The organism is Pseudomonas sp. TE31087 (assembly GCF_057284075.1).
Map to the genome: position 1 here is coordinate 2,152,680 of NZ_JBXVNN010000001.1, position 14,504 is coordinate 2,167,183.

At 66.2% G+C, this 14,504-nt stretch carries 18 protein-coding genes; 8 read left to right on the forward strand and 10 right to left on the reverse strand.

Translation table 11 applies throughout. From position 1 onward, the window contains the following. The first annotated feature begins 65 nt into the window (after positions 1-65). The 8 genes from proP to ACZ899_RS09635 all read left to right on the forward strand — a co-directional run bounded on the left by proP (position 66) and on the right by ACZ899_RS09635 (position 8,742). Positions 66-1,568, forward strand: coding sequence for a glycine betaine/L-proline transporter ProP (gene proP, locus ACZ899_RS09600; RefSeq protein ID WP_203647303.1), 1,503 nt, complete (start codon positions 66-68; stop codon positions 1,566-1,568). 148 nt (positions 1,569-1,716) lie between these two features. Continuing rightward, the gene (locus tag ACZ899_RS09605) at positions 1,717-2,172 is read left to right on the forward strand and encodes a (2Fe-2S)-binding protein (RefSeq protein ID WP_203647304.1); all 456 of its coding nucleotides are present in this window, start codon (positions 1,717-1,719) and stop codon (positions 2,170-2,172) included. Further along, positions 2,172-4,415 carry a xanthine dehydrogenase family protein molybdopterin-binding subunit gene (locus ACZ899_RS09610; protein ID WP_232856913.1) on the forward strand — a complete coding sequence of 748 codons (2,244 nt, stop codon included), beginning with the start codon at positions 2,172-2,174 and terminating at the stop codon, positions 4,413-4,415. Before ACZ899_RS09605 ends, ACZ899_RS09610 begins: the two co-directional genes overlap by 1 nt. A gap of 17 nt (positions 4,416-4,432) precedes the next feature. Next, positions 4,433-5,767 carry a c-type cytochrome gene (locus ACZ899_RS09615; RefSeq protein WP_234562443.1) on the forward strand — a complete coding sequence of 445 codons (1,335 nt, stop codon included), beginning with the start codon at positions 4,433-4,435 and terminating at the stop codon, positions 5,765-5,767. 216 nt (positions 5,768-5,983) lie between these two features. Continuing rightward, entirely contained in the window at positions 5,984-7,000 is a 1,017-nt protein-coding gene (locus ACZ899_RS09620; protein ID WP_234562442.1) for an XdhC family protein, read from the forward strand. Between the two features lie 177 nt (positions 7,001-7,177). Continuing rightward, the gene (locus tag ACZ899_RS09625; protein ID WP_203647308.1) at positions 7,178-7,759 is read left to right on the forward strand and encodes a hypothetical protein; all 582 of its coding nucleotides are present in this window, start codon (positions 7,178-7,180) and stop codon (positions 7,757-7,759) included. Between the two features lie 64 nt (positions 7,760-7,823). Continuing rightward, entirely contained in the window at positions 7,824-8,378 is a 555-nt protein-coding gene (locus ACZ899_RS09630; RefSeq protein ID WP_232856920.1) for a lipocalin family protein, read from the forward strand. A gap of 58 nt (positions 8,379-8,436) precedes the next feature. Then, complete coding sequence (locus ACZ899_RS09635; RefSeq protein WP_203647310.1) at positions 8,437-8,742, forward strand: NIPSNAP family protein; 306 nt, start codon at positions 8,437-8,439, stop codon at positions 8,740-8,742. Between the two features lie 61 nt (positions 8,743-8,803). Here ACZ899_RS09635 and ACZ899_RS09640 read toward each other — a convergent pair whose 3' ends face one another. The 10 genes from ACZ899_RS09640 to ACZ899_RS09685 all read right to left on the reverse strand — a co-directional run bounded on the left by ACZ899_RS09640 (position 8,804) and on the right by ACZ899_RS09685 (position 14,300). Beyond that, positions 8,804-9,070, reverse strand: a complete 267-nt coding sequence (locus ACZ899_RS09640) for a hypothetical protein (protein WP_203647311.1) — start codon at positions 9,068-9,070, stop codon at positions 8,804-8,806. Positions 9,071-9,141: 71 nt separating this feature from the next. After that, complete coding sequence (locus tag ACZ899_RS09645) at positions 9,142-9,696, reverse strand: EndoU domain-containing protein (protein ID WP_203647312.1); 555 nt, start codon at positions 9,694-9,696, stop codon at positions 9,142-9,144. Positions 9,697-9,775: 79 nt separating this feature from the next. Then, the gene (locus ACZ899_RS09650; protein ID WP_203647313.1) at positions 9,776-10,558 is read right to left on the reverse strand and encodes a glycoside hydrolase family 19 protein; all 783 of its coding nucleotides are present in this window, start codon (positions 10,556-10,558) and stop codon (positions 9,776-9,778) included. 96 nt (positions 10,559-10,654) lie between these two features. Continuing rightward, a complete protein-coding gene (locus tag ACZ899_RS09655) occupies positions 10,655-11,041 on the reverse strand; it encodes a hypothetical protein (protein WP_186732609.1) in 387 nt (128 codons plus the stop codon). Between the two features lie 31 nt (positions 11,042-11,072). Beyond that, positions 11,073-11,246: a hypothetical protein gene (locus tag ACZ899_RS09660; protein WP_225933215.1), complete on the reverse strand. Its 174-nt coding sequence runs from the start codon at positions 11,244-11,246 to the stop codon at positions 11,073-11,075. Positions 11,247-11,289: 43 nt separating this feature from the next. After that, positions 11,290-11,595: a hypothetical protein gene (locus ACZ899_RS09665; protein WP_232856924.1), complete on the reverse strand. Its 306-nt coding sequence runs from the start codon at positions 11,593-11,595 to the stop codon at positions 11,290-11,292. Then, positions 11,595-11,867 (reverse strand): hypothetical protein, encoded by a 273-nt coding sequence (locus ACZ899_RS09670; protein WP_050706449.1) that lies wholly within the window; start codon positions 11,865-11,867, stop codon positions 11,595-11,597. The genes ACZ899_RS09665 and ACZ899_RS09670 overlap by 1 nt, the downstream gene beginning before the upstream one ends. A gap of 87 nt (positions 11,868-11,954) precedes the next feature. After that, positions 11,955-12,563, reverse strand: coding sequence for a DUF2589 domain-containing protein (locus tag ACZ899_RS09675; protein ID WP_050706450.1), 609 nt, complete (start codon positions 12,561-12,563; stop codon positions 11,955-11,957). Positions 12,564-12,574: 11 nt separating this feature from the next. After that, positions 12,575-13,063 (reverse strand): DUF2589 domain-containing protein, encoded by a 489-nt coding sequence (locus ACZ899_RS09680; RefSeq protein WP_232856925.1) that lies wholly within the window; start codon positions 13,061-13,063, stop codon positions 12,575-12,577. Between the two features lie 196 nt (positions 13,064-13,259). After that, positions 13,260-14,300, reverse strand: a complete 1,041-nt coding sequence (locus ACZ899_RS09685; protein ID WP_234562441.1) for a helix-turn-helix domain-containing protein — start codon at positions 14,298-14,300, stop codon at positions 13,260-13,262. Between the last annotated feature and the right edge of the window lie 204 nt (positions 14,301-14,504).

Genomic DNA, 14,504 nt, shown 5'->3' on the forward strand with positions numbered 1-14,504 from the left:
TCTGACCTTAGGTACAAGGCTGGCCAAACCATGGCCATGCCCCAAGCCTTCAAGGACAACGGCCCATGAAATCACGCAGGAAACCCGTCAAGCCCATCGGTTTGAAGGACATCACCATCGTCGACGACGCCAAGATGCGCAAGGCCATCACCGCCGCCGCCCTGGGCAATGCCATGGAGTGGTTCGACTTCGGTGTCTACGGCTTCGTCGCCTATGCCCTGGGCAAGGTGTTCTTCCCCAACGCCAGCCCCGGCGTGCAGATGATCGCGGCCCTGGCCACCTTCTCCGTGCCATTCCTGATCCGCCCGCTGGGCGGGCTGTTCTTCGGCGCCCTGGGCGACCGCTACGGACGCCAAAAGGTGCTGGCCGCGACCATCGTGATCATGTCGCTGAGCACCTTCGCCATCGGCCTGATCCCCTCCTACGCCAGCATCGGCATCTGGGCGCCGATCCTGCTGTTGCTGGCGAAGATGGCCCAGGGCTTCTCGGTGGGCGGCGAATACACCGGCGCGTCGATCTTTGTCGCCGAGTACGCCCCGGACCGCAAGCGCGGCTTTCTCGGCAGCTGGCTGGACTTCGGCTCGATCGCCGGCTTCGTCCTCGGCGCCGGCGTGGTGGTACTGATCTCGACGGTGCTCGGCGAGGAGCAGTTCCTCGAATGGGGCTGGCGCCTGCCGTTTTTCCTGGCCCTGCCGCTGGGCCTGATCGGCCTGTACCTGCGCCATGCACTGGAGGAAACCCCAGCGTTCCAGCAGCACGTCGACAAGCTTGAGCAAGGCGACCGCGAAGGCCTGGCCAGCGGCCCGAAAGTATCGTTCAAGGAAGTCGCCACCCAGCACTGGCGCAGCCTCCTGACCTGCATCGGCGTGGTGATCGCCACCAACGTCACCTACTACATGCTGCTCACCTACATGCCCAGCTACCTCTCGCACAACCTGCACTACAGCGAGGACCACGGTGTGCTGATCATCATCGCGATCATGGTCGGCATGCTCTTCGTGCAGCCGATCATCGGCCTGCTCAGCGACAAGTGGGGACGCAAGCCGTTCATCATCATTGGCAGCGTCGGCCTGTTCCTGCTGGCGATCCCGGCGTTCATGCTGATCACCAGCGGCAAGCTGGCGGTGATCTTCGCCGGCCTGCTGATCCTCGCCGTGCTGCTGAACTTCTTCATCGGCGTGATGGCCTCGACCCTGCCGGCGATGTTCCCCACCCATATCCGCTACAGCGCCCTGGCCAGCGCCTTCAACATCTCGGTGCTGATCGCCGGCCTCACCCCGACCTTGGCCGCCTGGCTGGTGGAGACCACCGACAACCTGTACATGCCGGCCTACTACCTGATGGTCATCGCCGTGATCGGCCTGCTCACCGGCCTGACCATGAAGGAGACCGCCAACCGCCCGCTGCGCGGCGCCGCCCCGGCCGCCTCGGATATCGAGGAAGCCCGCGAGCTGCTGCAGGAGCACCACGACAACATCGAGCAGAAGATCGAGGACATCGACGCACAGATCGCCGAGCTCGAGGCCCGGCGCCAGACCCTCGCGCAACAGCATCCGCGCATCGATTGAGGCTACTTGCGCATTCCGCCGGATTGCTTGCCTGATCCTCTGAATCTGTGGGGTGTATCGGTTGCGCAATGGGCCCCTGTGCTAGCGTTTCTGGATTGGGGAACAGCGTATTCCCCGCTTCCACAACCGATGATCAGCAGGTGAGCCCATGGAACTACGAATCAACCAGCAGACCTACCAGGTCGAGGCTGACGCCGACACGCCCTTGCTCTGGGTGATCCGCGACGACCTGGGCCTGACCGGCACCAAGTATGGCTGCGGCCTGGCCCAGTGCGGCGCCTGCTCGGTGCTGGTGGACGGCAACGTGGTGCGCGCCTGCGTCACCCCGGTGGCCGGCGTGGTCGGCCGCGAGGTCACCACCATCGAGGCCATCGAAAACGACGCGGTTGGCAAGCGCGTGGTCGCCGCCTGGGTCGAGCACCAGGTGGCCCAGTGCGGCTACTGCCAGTCCGGCCAGGTGATGGCGGCCACCGCGCTGCTCAAGCACACGCCCAAGCCCAGCGCTGCGCAGATCGACGCGGCCATGGTCAACCTGTGCCGCTGCGGCACCTACAACGCCATCCACGCCGCCGTGCACGATCTCGCCGAAGGGGGTAAAGCCTGATGAGCACACGCATCGATACCCCCGAAGACTTGCTGAAACTGCCAGCAGGCGAAACCGTCAACCTGTCGCGCCGGCGCTTTTTGGTCGGCACCACCGTGGGCGCGCTGGTGCTCGGCTTCGGCCTGCCAGTGGGTGCACCGCGCGTACAGGCCGCCAGCGCCACGGAGCGCGGTACCCAGGTGCCGGCTTTCCTGGAGCTGCGCCCGGACGGCAGCGTGCGTCTGCTCAGCCCATTCATGGAGGGTGGGCAAGGCGTCAACACCGCCATGGCGCAGATCGTCGGCGAGGAGCTGGACCTCGAGCCTGCCCGTTTCCTGGTCGAAAGCGCGCCCGCCGGCGAAGCCTACGTGGTCATGGAAAACGGCCTGCGCATCACCGGCGGCAGCATGTCGGTGCGCATGAGCTACCCGACCATGCGCCGCCTCGGCGCCCTGGCCCGGGCCATGCTGCTGCAAGCCGGCGCCCAGCAGCTGGGCGTGCCGGTGAGCGAGCTGACCACCGAGCCGGGCAAGGTGGTGCATGCCGCTTCGGGCCGTTCGCTCGGCTACGGTGAACTGGCCGAAACGGCCATGGACCTGCCGGTGCCGGACCCGGCCAGCGTCACCTTGCGCGACCCCAGCCAGTTCCGCTGGATCGGCAAGCCGGTGCAACGCCTCGACGCCTACGACAAGTCCACCGGCAAGGCCATCTACAGCATCGACATCAAGGTCGACGGCATGCTCCACGCCGCCGTGCAGCATGCGCCGCGCCTGGGCATGAGCGTCGGCGGACTGCGCAACGAGGAACAGGTCAAGGCCATGAAGGGCGTGCACTCGGTGCACCAGCTGCCCGGCGCGGTGGCCGTGGTCGCCGAACGCTGGTGGCACGCCAAGCGCGCGGTCGAAGCGCTGCAGGTGGACTGGAAGGAGGCGGCTGCCGACAGCCAGGTGCGGCCAATGCCCGCCGATTTTTCCACTGACGGCTGGCGCGACCACCTGGCCGCCCAGACCGGGCCGAGCCGCGACGAGGAAAACCAGGGCGACGTAGCTGGCGCCCTGGCCAGCGCCAAGACCACCGTCGAGGCCACCTACCACAACCAGTACCTCAACCATGCTCAGCTGGAACCGCCCTCCGCCACCGCCCGTTTCAACCCCGACGGCAGCCTGGAGGTGTGGCTGCCGAACCAGGCCCAGGACATGTTCCGCGACGACATCGCCAAGCGCACCGGCCTGGACCCTGCGCGGATCACCCTGCACTCGCCACTGCTCGGCGGCTTCTTCGGCCGCCACTTCCTGTACGACTCGGCCAACCCCTACCCGCAGGCCATCGCCCTGGCCAAGGCCGTGGGCCGGCCGGTGAAACTGATCTGGAGCCGCGAAGAGGAGTTCCTGCGCGATGCCATGCGCCCCATGGCCGTGGTCAAGTTCCGCGCCGGCCTGGACGACAAAGGCCTGCCGGTGGCCATCGAGGCGATCAGCGCCACCGAAGGTCCGACCGAGGCGCTCGCCGGCAAGCAGGGTGACAAGGTCGACCCCACCGCCCTCGAAGGGCTGTCGGGCAAGGCCTACGCCATCGCCAACAAGCGCATTGCGCAGATCTACGTCAAAGGCCCGGCCATGCTCGGCTACTGGCGCTCGGTGGGCAACTCGCTGAACGACTTCTTCTACGAGTCGTTCCTCGATGAACTGGCCGACAAGGGCGGCCATGACCCCTACGAGCTGCGCCTGCAACTGCTGCAGGGCAACCCTCGCCTGACCACCCTGCTACAGGCGGTGGCGGAATTGTCCGGCGGCTGGAAACGCGGCCCGTTCACCGCCGAGGACGGCAGCAAGCGCGCCCGTGGCGTGGCCATGGCCTCGCCGTTCGGCTCGGAGGCGGCGGTGATCGCCGAGGTATCGCTGGAGGGCGGCCAGGTCAGGGTGCACGACATCTGGCAGGCCATCGACCCAGGCAGCATCGTCAACCCGGCGATCATCGAAGCCCAGGTCAACGGCGCGGTGTCCCTCGGCTTGTCCCAGGTGCTGCTGGAGGAAGCGGTGTGGCTCAACGGCATGCCACGGGCGCGCAACTATGACCTGTACCCGGTGCTGCCGCCATCGCGCATGGCCCGGGTGCATGTGCGCATCGTCGAGAGCGGGGCGAAGATGGGCGGTATCGGTGAGCCACCGCTGCCGGCGGTGGCGCCCGCGGTGGCCAACGCCGTGGCGCAGCTCACCGGCCAGCGCGTGCGCAGCATGCCCCTGAGCCGCCATACCTTCAGCTGACACGACAAGGACAGCCCATGAACAACAGCCGATTCGCAAGAACCGCAGGCTGGCTGGCCTTGCCGTGCCTGGTCGCGGCAGGCCTGCTGGCCTGGTACGTCACCCGCGAGCCCGCCTCGCCCTTCAGCGCCACCGACAGCGCCAACGCCGCCCTGGTCAGCCGTGGCGAGTACGTCGCCCGGCTCAGCGACTGCGTGGCCTGCCACAGCCTGCCGGGCAAGGCACCGTTTGCCGGCGGCCTGGAAATGGCCACGCCGCTGGGCGCCATCCATGCCACCAATATCACCCCGGACCGCGAGCACGGCATCGGCGCCTACAGCCTGGCCGACTTCGACCGCGCGGTGCGCCAGGGCGTCGCGCCGGGTGGGCGACGGCTGTACCCGGCCATGCCCTACCCGTCCTACGTCAAGCTCAGCGACGACGATGTGCGGGCGCTCTATGCGTTCTTCATGAAGGGCGTGCAGCCGGCCGCCGAGGCCAATGTCCCCAGCGACATTCCCTGGCCGCTGAACCTGCGCTGGCCCATCGCCCTGTGGAACGGCCTGTTCGCGCCGACCAGCGCCTATGCGCAGAAGGCCGACCAGGACCCGCTGTGGAATCGCGGCGCCTACATCGTCCAGGGCCCCGGCCACTGCGGCAGTTGCCACACACCTCGGGGCCTGGCCTTCAACGAGAAGGCCCTGGACGAGAGCGGCGCACCGTTCCTCGCCGGCGCCCTGCTCGATGGCTGGTACGCGCCGAGCCTGCGCCAGGACCACAACACCGGACTCGGGCGCTGGAGCGAGCCGGAGATGGTGCAGTTCCTCAAGACCGGACGAAACAAGCACGCGGTGGTGTACGGCTCGATGACCGAGGCGTTCAACAACTCCACGCAGTTCATGAGCGACGACGACCTGAACGCGATCGCCCGCTACCTCAAGTCGCTGCCCGGCGACCCGGGGCGTGACGGCGCACCCTGGCAGTATCAGGCGGTAGCCGCGGGGCTCGACACGCCGGGGGCGCATACCTACGCGACCCGCTGCGCCAGCTGCCATGGCCTGGACGGCAAGGGCCAGGCCGAGTGGATGCCGCCGCTGGCGGGCGCCACCTCGATGCTGGCCGCGGAAAATGCCTCGGCGATCAACATCACCCTCAACGGCTCGCAGCGCATCGTTGCCGCCGGGGTGCCGGATGCCTACCGCATGCCGGCGTTCCGCGAGCAGTTATCGGACCAGGAGATCGCCCAGGTGCTGAGCTTCGCCCGCAGTGCATGGGGCAATCACGGCGGCGCGGTAGAGGCCAAGGCGGTGGGCACGTTGCGCGGGCATACCGACCCGGCCAGCAGCAGCCCGATCATCCTGCATATGCGCTGAGCAGCGCTGTGGGAGCGGGTTCACCCGCGAAGCCGGTGACGCGGTGGATGGCACCGGCTCTGCCGGTGTTCGCGGGTAAACCCGCTCCCACAGGGATCGCGCCAGATTCTAAAAATTGAGCAAGACAGTTGCTCCCACAGGGATCGTGTCAGCTTTTAGACATTGAGCAAGACCGTTGCTCCCACAGGCACTCGGCAACACGAGGTTTCATACACCATGGAAAGCATCGACCTGCTGGTCCTGCGCACCACCCATGACTGGCTCCAGGCCGGCCACCGCGTGCTGCTCGCCACCGTCGCCCGCACCTGGGGCTCGTCGCCGCGTCCGGTCGGTTCGATGATGGCCCTGCGCAACGACGGTCGGGTGGTCGGCAGTGTATCCGGCGGTTGCATCGAGGACGACCTGGTCCACCGCTACACCACCGCCTACGGCGGCCCCGGCCTGCCCGAAGGGGCACCCGAGGTGATCCGCTACGGCATCAGCGCCGACGACGCCCACCGCTTTGGCCTGCCGTGCGGCGGCACGCTGGAGCTGATCCTCGAATTCATGCCCGCCGCCGCCTCGCTGCGACAACTGCTGGAGCAGCTCGACAGCGGCCAGCTGATGCGTCGCCAACTGACCCTGGCCGACGGCGCGGTCAACCTCGAACCCACCGCCACCCCGGAACAGTTCCGTTTCGACGGCCGGCAGATGACCAACACCCTCGGCCCCGGCTACCGCATGCTGCTGATCGGCGCCGGCGCGCTGGCCGAGTACCTGGCGACCATGGCCCTGTTCAACGGCTTCAGGGTGGCGGTGTGCGACCCTCGGCCCGAGCACATGGCCACCTGGTCGGTCGCCGGCGTCGAATACCTGAAGGGCATGCCGGACGATGTGGTACGCGACTTCAAGGCCGATCTGCGCACCTGCATCATCGCCGTCAGCCACGATCCCAAGCTCGACGACCTGGCGCTGCTAGAGGCCCTGCATGGTCCGGCATTCTACATCGGCGCCATCGGCTCGCGACGTAACAGCCAGCTGCGCCGCGAACGGCTGATCGAGCACTTCGGCGAAACCGAGCAGTCGCTCGAACGGCTGCATGGGCCCATTGGCATCTACATCGGCAGCAAGACCCCGGCGGAAATCGCGGTGAGCGTGATGGCCGAAGTACTGGCGGCGAAGAACGCCGTGAGCTTGCCGGGGGCGGTGAGTGTGTCCGGGGCCAAGCGCGAGCGTGATCATCAACCTTTGTAGTGTCTGAACCGGCCTCATCGCGGGGCAAGCCCGCTCCCACGTTGGTACCGCTGCCTGACAGTCGTGGGAGCGGGCTTGCCCCGCGATGAGGCCAGCATTGGCCACACACCTGCCAACCAGTGTCTATGCTTCTTCTCGCATACACCCACCGGTATCGACCACAAGGAAGACAGGCCAATGACTGCCACCCTCGCACGCGCTGTTGCTTTCGCCTCGCTAGTGTCCGCCGCCAGCCTCACCGCCCACGCCGCCGAACTGCCCATCGCCAGCGAAGCGCTGGAAAGCCATGTCACCACTGAAGTGACCAGGATCGACCTGCCCAACCGCCAGGTCACGGTGAAGGGTCCCCACGACAAGGACGTGACCTTCCAGCTCACCGAACAGGCCAAGGCCCTGCCCAATCTCAAGGTGGGCGACCAGGTCGATATCAAAGTGACCCGTGCCATCGCCTATGTGCTCAACACCAATGTCGGCGGCGCTCCCAAGGCCTCCGAGGAATCGGGCACCATCCGCGCCACCAAGGACAACCCCAACCCGGGTGGCGAGGCGTTCCGTCAGGTCAAGGTCACCTCGCAGATCAAGAAGATCGACCTGAACACCCACGAAGTCACCCTGCTGCCACCAGAAGGCAAGCTGCAGGTGGTCAAGGTCGAGGACCCCGAACTGCAGGCACGCATGAAGAATCTCAAGCTCGACCAGACCGTAGAAGCCATCTATACCGAAGTGCTGAGCGTGGAGACCTCACGCCCAGCCCAGTAAAACCTTTGGCCGGCCCGCGCATCGAACATCATGTGAGCCCTTCCCCCCCTTCAGGAGGTTTCCCATGGCGATGCGCCTGGCCGTGCCGTTTTGCTGCTGCCTCACCCTCGTGCTCATGGGCTGCACCAGCGCCCGCGATGAGCCGCCGCCCACCACGCAGCAGGTCGAACTGCAGCGCTACCAGGGCACCTGGTACGAACTGGCGCGCCTGCCGATGTTCTTCCAGCGCCACTGCGTGCAGTCCGAGGCCCATTACGGCCTGCGCGAGGACGGCCGTATCGACGTGACCAATCGCTGCCTGGAGCAGGACGGCCAGTGGAACGAAGCCCTAGGCGTCGCCGAGCCGCAGGTGGCCGGACGCACCGACAAGCTCTGGGTGCGCTTCGACAACTGGCTCAGCCGCCTGGCACCGAACCTGACAAAGGGCGAGTATTGGGTGCTCTACCACGACCCGGACTATCGCGTGGCACTGGTCGGCCACCCGAACCGCGAGTACCTGTGGCTGCTGTCGCGCTCAGCGACCGTCAGCGCCCAGACCCGAGAACAGCTGCTGGAGCTGGCACGCCGGCAGGGCTATCCCACCGACCAACTGATCTGGCGACAACCAGCCCCCCAGTGACGGCCGCCATCCGCCCCTGTAAGGTGAGCCACCCGGCTCACCCAAAGGATTGCGTGCAATGATCACCTGCCACCTCAAGTACATCATCGACCCCTACCAGATCCCGGCCTTCGAGGCCTACGGCAAGCTGTGGATCGGCCTGGTCAACCGCATGGGCGGCACCCACCACGGCTACTTCCTGCCCAGCGAAGGCGCCAACAATGTTGCCTACGCCCTGTTCAGCTTCCCCAGCCTGGCCGCCTACGAGCAGTACCGCACAGCCTCGGAAACCGATCCGGAGTGCATCGCCGCCTTCGCCCTGGCCAACGAGCAACGCTTCATCCTCAGCTACGAACGCAACTTCCTGCGGCCAGTGCTCGATTGACCTTCACAGGCCCGCGAAAAACCTGGTACGCATCACCGGCGTGCAGGCCCGGCGCAGGGTTTCAATAACGCGCTTTCGGCTGCCAACCCTGCAGGGTCTCGATGAAACTGTCCAAAGGCAGGCGCAGCGCAGGCCAGTCCTCCCTGTAGTGGTGTTCGATCACCACGGCGTCCTCTTCGAAGGCAACGTGGTAGGCGTTGCCGCTGTAGGCCTCCACCACTCGGTTGCGACGTGCGGCCAGGGCCTTCTCGAGCAAATGCTCAAGTGCCACGGCCGTCACCTCGTCGTCGAGAAACTGCTGCAGGCCTGGGGGGCGGGGATTGGACATGAGCAGGCTCCTTTGCCAGGGATACGGAAGAGCCGGGCATGATGCCCGGCCCTGGTGAGGGTGACGCAGGATCAGTAGTCAGGATAGGCGGTGGTCACCACCGTGCCAGCCCCATTCAGATATCCGACGATGTTGAACGATGCGCCAGGGTTGCCCGCCACGCAATGCGCCCCCGACGGCCCGCGGAACTCGTTGCCGTTCAGCGAGGTGCGGTTGTTGTAGGCATTCTGGATGGCCGCCACCACATTGGCTTGCGAGCAGCTGTCCGGGAACATGGTGGAGATGGACTTGCTCGCGGTCACGCCGTTCTGGGTGATGTTGAAGCTGCGCAGGACATAGATCCCGGCCGGCCCGACCGGCGTATTGGTGGTCGCCGCGGTGAAGGCCACGGTGGCGGGCAACTGTCCGCCAGGCCTGCTGTGGAAGCCCTTGGCCCGGTTGTTGGCCACCTCGCCGCAGAACACATGCTGTTGATTGACCGCCGGCACGCCGCCCGAATTGGGCTGTGGGCATGCCACGGCGGCCTGGGCGGACGCCACCGGCACCAGGCTGAACGCCAGGCTGCCGATGACCGCCAGCCCAGCCAGCGCGACGCGTGCATGTGGGAACACGAAAGTCTTTTTCATCATGAAGCTCCTTTTTTACGGTGACAGGACGTTGTTGTCCTCGGGTTCCGCCGCTGCCGGCGAAAAGGGGGAATGGGGTTCAGCCGACCAGCAGCCACCTGGCCCGGGCGAGGTATGCGGCGCGGTCGTCCAGGCCGTTGAAACCGCCATTGACCCGGCGGGTAACCTCACGCAGGTCATCCTTGTCGGCCCAGTCGTTGAGCTTGCGGTTGGCCCAGAACCAGCCGGCGACGTCCACCGCCAGGGCCGGGTCGCTGCTGACCAGGGAGGGGTCGTCCTTGTTCTCGAAATCGCGCTTGCAGTACTGGCCGTACTGGCGGTAGTTGGCGCGACCGGTCAGCTGGATCAGCCCGCGCCCCTTGAAGCGCGGCCCGTCGCCCGGTTGCAGGTTGCCCAGGTCCTTGCGGCCCTCGTAGGCACTCCCGCTGGCCAGCTCCTCGGTGTAACGCAGGCAGCCGCTCTCATGGGCGATCTGGGCAAGGAAGTGGGCGATGCGCAGCGGCGTGTCTATGCGGTAGCGGGTCAGCACGTCGAGCACCGGCTGGTGGAAGGCATCGATACGTGTGCCGCTGGCATTGATCAGCGCCAGCCACAATTTGGGCGCGACCAGCCCACCGGGCAGGCCCACGCGCAAGGCGGCCAGGGTCGCATCGCCCGGCGCCACCGGCTTGCCCTGCGGGCTGCCGATAAGCTGCTGGAAGTTGTCCAGCGCACTGCGCGTGCCGCCCCCCCACAGGCCATCGATGCCAAGCGCGCAGCTGAAGCCGCGTTGACCGCTGTTGAGGTTGAGCAGCAGCTGCAGGCTGCGCACATCGGCGGTGGCGTTGTTGCCGCCCGTCCCTACGGTGTTGGTGATGCACATGGTCAGCTCCTTTTTTCGGGCAAGCCGCTCCCCGTGGGGCAGCGGCCAGGCCGTGCCTTGATGGCGAAGCGAATGGATGTCGGTTGCTTGTGGCGGCTACCTGGCGGGCGGCACCAGGGTGGCGCTGTAGGCGAGCTTGTTGGCCTGGGTGAACAACTGGATCTGCAGGCCGTCACTGCCCTGGCGACTCTGCAGGTAGCCCAGGGTCAGCGGCCCGCAGCGGCCCGCCCCACCGCCTTTGAGGCTGTAGCTGCGCTCCGGCCCGTCTGCGCCGTTGAACTCCAGGGCGAAATCGCACGCCCATCCCGCGCCGAAGCGCACCTTGCCGGCGTTCTTGCCCAAGCCTGCGCCAGGATCGATGTTCAGCAGCACCGGCACGTTGGTGCCGTTGTCCTTGAATGTGCCCTGGTACTCGTCGGCCCACGCCGATCCCAGGCCGGCCAGTGCAAGGGCACCGGCCAGTGCGGTTGCCAGATGTCTCATGGTGACTCTCCTTGTTGGGTGATTCATGGGTTCAGAACGCCAGCACCAGCCCCGCCCACTTGGCGATGGCCAGGGCCAGGTCGGGCTGGATCGCCCCCAACGCCACCAGCGCCGACAATGCGGCCGCGCCGATGGCGCACAGCACGCGTTTGCCGGTGGACATCCGAGCCGGTTGGCCTGGTTTGTTCTTGAGAATCGTGCGCATGGTTCGGGTCTCCTGGGTTGAAAGCAGCAAACGCATCGAGCGCTCAGTCGGCCTGGCCATCACCGGGCCTCCCGTAGTGGCCGAACAGCTCGCCATCGAGGCAAACGACAATCGCCTCACCGGCATCGCCGGGCACGTTGATACTCAGCTCATGCAAGGTTTCATTGCGCCGTGGCGCGCGACCGACACGCAGCGCCAGACTCCCCGGCGCATCGCCGGGCTCGAGGGTGGCGGCCAGCACCACCTGCATCTCTGCGATCCGGATCCCCGGCCAGCGTTGCCCGGTGGCGTGCCGCGCGCACTGCACGGCGCCGCCCAGCGCGTGGACGAACTCTGCGAAGTGGTTCATCACGAGGCCTCCTGTTCGTCGGCCAGCCAGAACGGCCGACGGGCGAAGCCCACGTGGTAGATGAGTGACTGCAGCACCACCTGGTGCTCGCCGATGTTGAGCAGGTTGAAGGTTTTCTCGATGCCGACGATGCGCCCCTTGGGCGGTTCGCTGAGGCAGCGGTTGAGCAGCGCGGTCTGCGCCTGGATCAGCTCGTGCGACGTCAGCTTCTCCGGATCGGTGCTGCCGACGACGATGCGTTTCACATATCCCACGTCCGTTAGATCGAACATCACGGAACTCCTTTCCGGAAAAGTCTGACGGCCAACCCCTGGCTAGCGCTCACACGACCACAGGGCTGGCATTGGGCCGATCACCGCTTACTGCTGGGTGATGGCTTTGGGCGCGACCGACTGCGAGATCATGTCCAGCACCCGGGCCAGTCCTTCCGGCATACCGTCGTCGGCCGCGTGGACCTCGACGTGATACTTGGCCGACTGGTCGGTCGAACGGGTGTTCTCCTTGTGCGAAGACACCGAGCCGGAGATGTTGACCTTGGCGCTGAACGGCCCCCAGCCCACGCTGGCCTCGGCCGACATCGCCGCCTGGGCGTCGGTGGCTTCGCGCGATTGCTCGGAGTTCTTCACCTCCATGTCGAAGGTGATGTCGACCTTGTTGATCGACAGGTTCGGCACCTTGACCACCGCCAGCAGCGGGACTTCGAGCTCCACCCGTTCCATCGGGATGGTGCCGTCGTCGGGCTTGCTGGTGGACGGACGGTCGAAGCGGAAGCTGACCGTGCGTACATCGCCCACCGCGTTGGGGTCGGTCGGGTTGTTGGGGTCAGGCAGGAAGCCGATTACCTTGATGAAGTCGGCGGTGGCATTGGCCAGGCGGACCTGGGCGTCGCAAGCGGCTGTGAGAGGACCGCCGATCAGGTCGCCCATAGGCAGGCCGCGGAACTGGTCACCCATCGAGAAGTTAGCCATTTGTGTTTCTCCTAGATCAATTTATCGAGGTTTTGCAGCAGCCGAGCCATCCCCTCCGAAGGGGGCTGGGTTTCGACTTTGAGGGTGACGCGCGCCAGCGGCCCGCCTTCACCATTGCGGCGAACGCCCAGGTCGACGTTCAGAGCCTTGTGGGTCTCGCTCGGCCAGCCCGAGTCGTCATCACCGGCAGTCGCCGGGCCGACGTTCGCGGCCGAACCGTCATCGGCGTTCAGCCCTACCTCGAACGAGATTTCCATGTCCTTCACGGCCATCAGCCGCGCCCCCACCAGCGACAGCAGCGGGACCCGTACCACGCGCTCCTCGCCTTCCTTCGCCTCGGGCGAATGGGACGGCAGGCGCACATCGATGCTGACCGGCCGGTTGTCCTCGTCGAAGTACTGGCGCACGGTCGACACCTGGAAGCGCTGGATCTTGTCCTGCGCCTCGGCGACCGCGCCGGCGATGCTCTGGATGAGGTGATGGAGGGATTGATTCGCCACGACCGACGCTCCTTGTCTCATGCGGTGCCGATGCCGTCCGGGTGGCTTCGGTATGCCCCACGCGTTGCAGGGTTCAGGCCCTGACGACGGCACCGGGTTGGATGGATGGTTGGGTTACCAGGTGAGCCCAGATTACGGATGGGCCTGGGGCGTGTCCGGGGGCGTGCGTCCCGGAAATCGGGTCAGCCGTCCCGAATCAATGACTGGCCAACTCGCGCAGCCAGCGCACCATCGATGGCGGCTCGCCGACCTGCGCATCCGGGCAGGCCAGCTCGCCTCGCTGCAAGGCGGTACGCGCCGCGCGTGGAGACAGGCCGAAGGCCTTGCGGAACACCTTGCGCAAGTGCGCCTCATCGGTAAAACCATGGTCGTAGGCCAGGTCGCCGATGCGCCTCCCGGCATTGCCGGGCTCGCCCAACGCTTGCAGGTAGCGGCGCAGGCGCCGTTGCAGCAGGTAGTGGCGCACCCCGCCGAATCGCTCGAATGCCCGATACAACTGACTGCGCGAGGTACCCATGGCCTTGGCCAGCACCGTCGGGGTAAGGTCGTTGCGTTGCAGGTTGCGCTCGATGTAGCTGCGCGCCCGTCGGCCGAGGTCGCCCTGTGTGGGCGAGGCCCTGACCTGGCGGCCAGCTGCCGCGCTGATCAGGCAGGCACCGATCACTCCCACCAGCGGCTGGCTCAGGTGTAGCAATTGGTCCTGGGTCAGTTGCGGCGCGGCCGTGGCGAGCGACGACAGCAGGCTGGCGAGCAGGCGCCCCATCGGGCTCTCCCGTCCCAGACGCAGCCCATGCAACTGCCATGTGGGGTGCGCCAGCGCGGTACGGGGTATCACCAGGCTCAGGCCTTCGCCGCCGGCCATGGCAAAAGCCGCCGGCTGTGTCAGGTCCAGCACCACCACATCCCGCGCCCGCACGCGCATGCCATTGCCAGCGGCCAGGCCACGTTGCAGCGGCAGGTGCAGCACATAGTGATCGAGGTCGCACCCGTCCAGACGGTGCGCGTCACGGCCATAGCGGGCTCCCTCCAGGTAACCACGGCACAACAAAAATCGCTGGCAATGAAAGACCTCGAGCGAGGCACTGAATGCATCGCCTGCCCTGGTCGCCGTGCTGAAGAGCACGTCGGCCGCCAGGCGCCAGGCACGCAAGTGCTCCGTTGTGATGTGCAGGAGGGGCAGTTGCGTGTCGCGGGGGGCGGTGCTGGTGCGCTCGGCTTGCGTTACGTGAATATCCATGTGTTTCGGCTCTTCTATCCATAGTCGAGCCGGAAAAGTGGTTCACTTCCGATTAGCCTGTAGCCTTTTGCCATTATTCGTGTCAGGTATCTGCCATCAACCTGTCGTCGAGAAACACGGCAATTTTCACAAAACAACACCTGCTCCCCGCGAAACAGATATTTTTTCTGTAACGAAAATGTAAAATTCGTTTTCGCATACCTA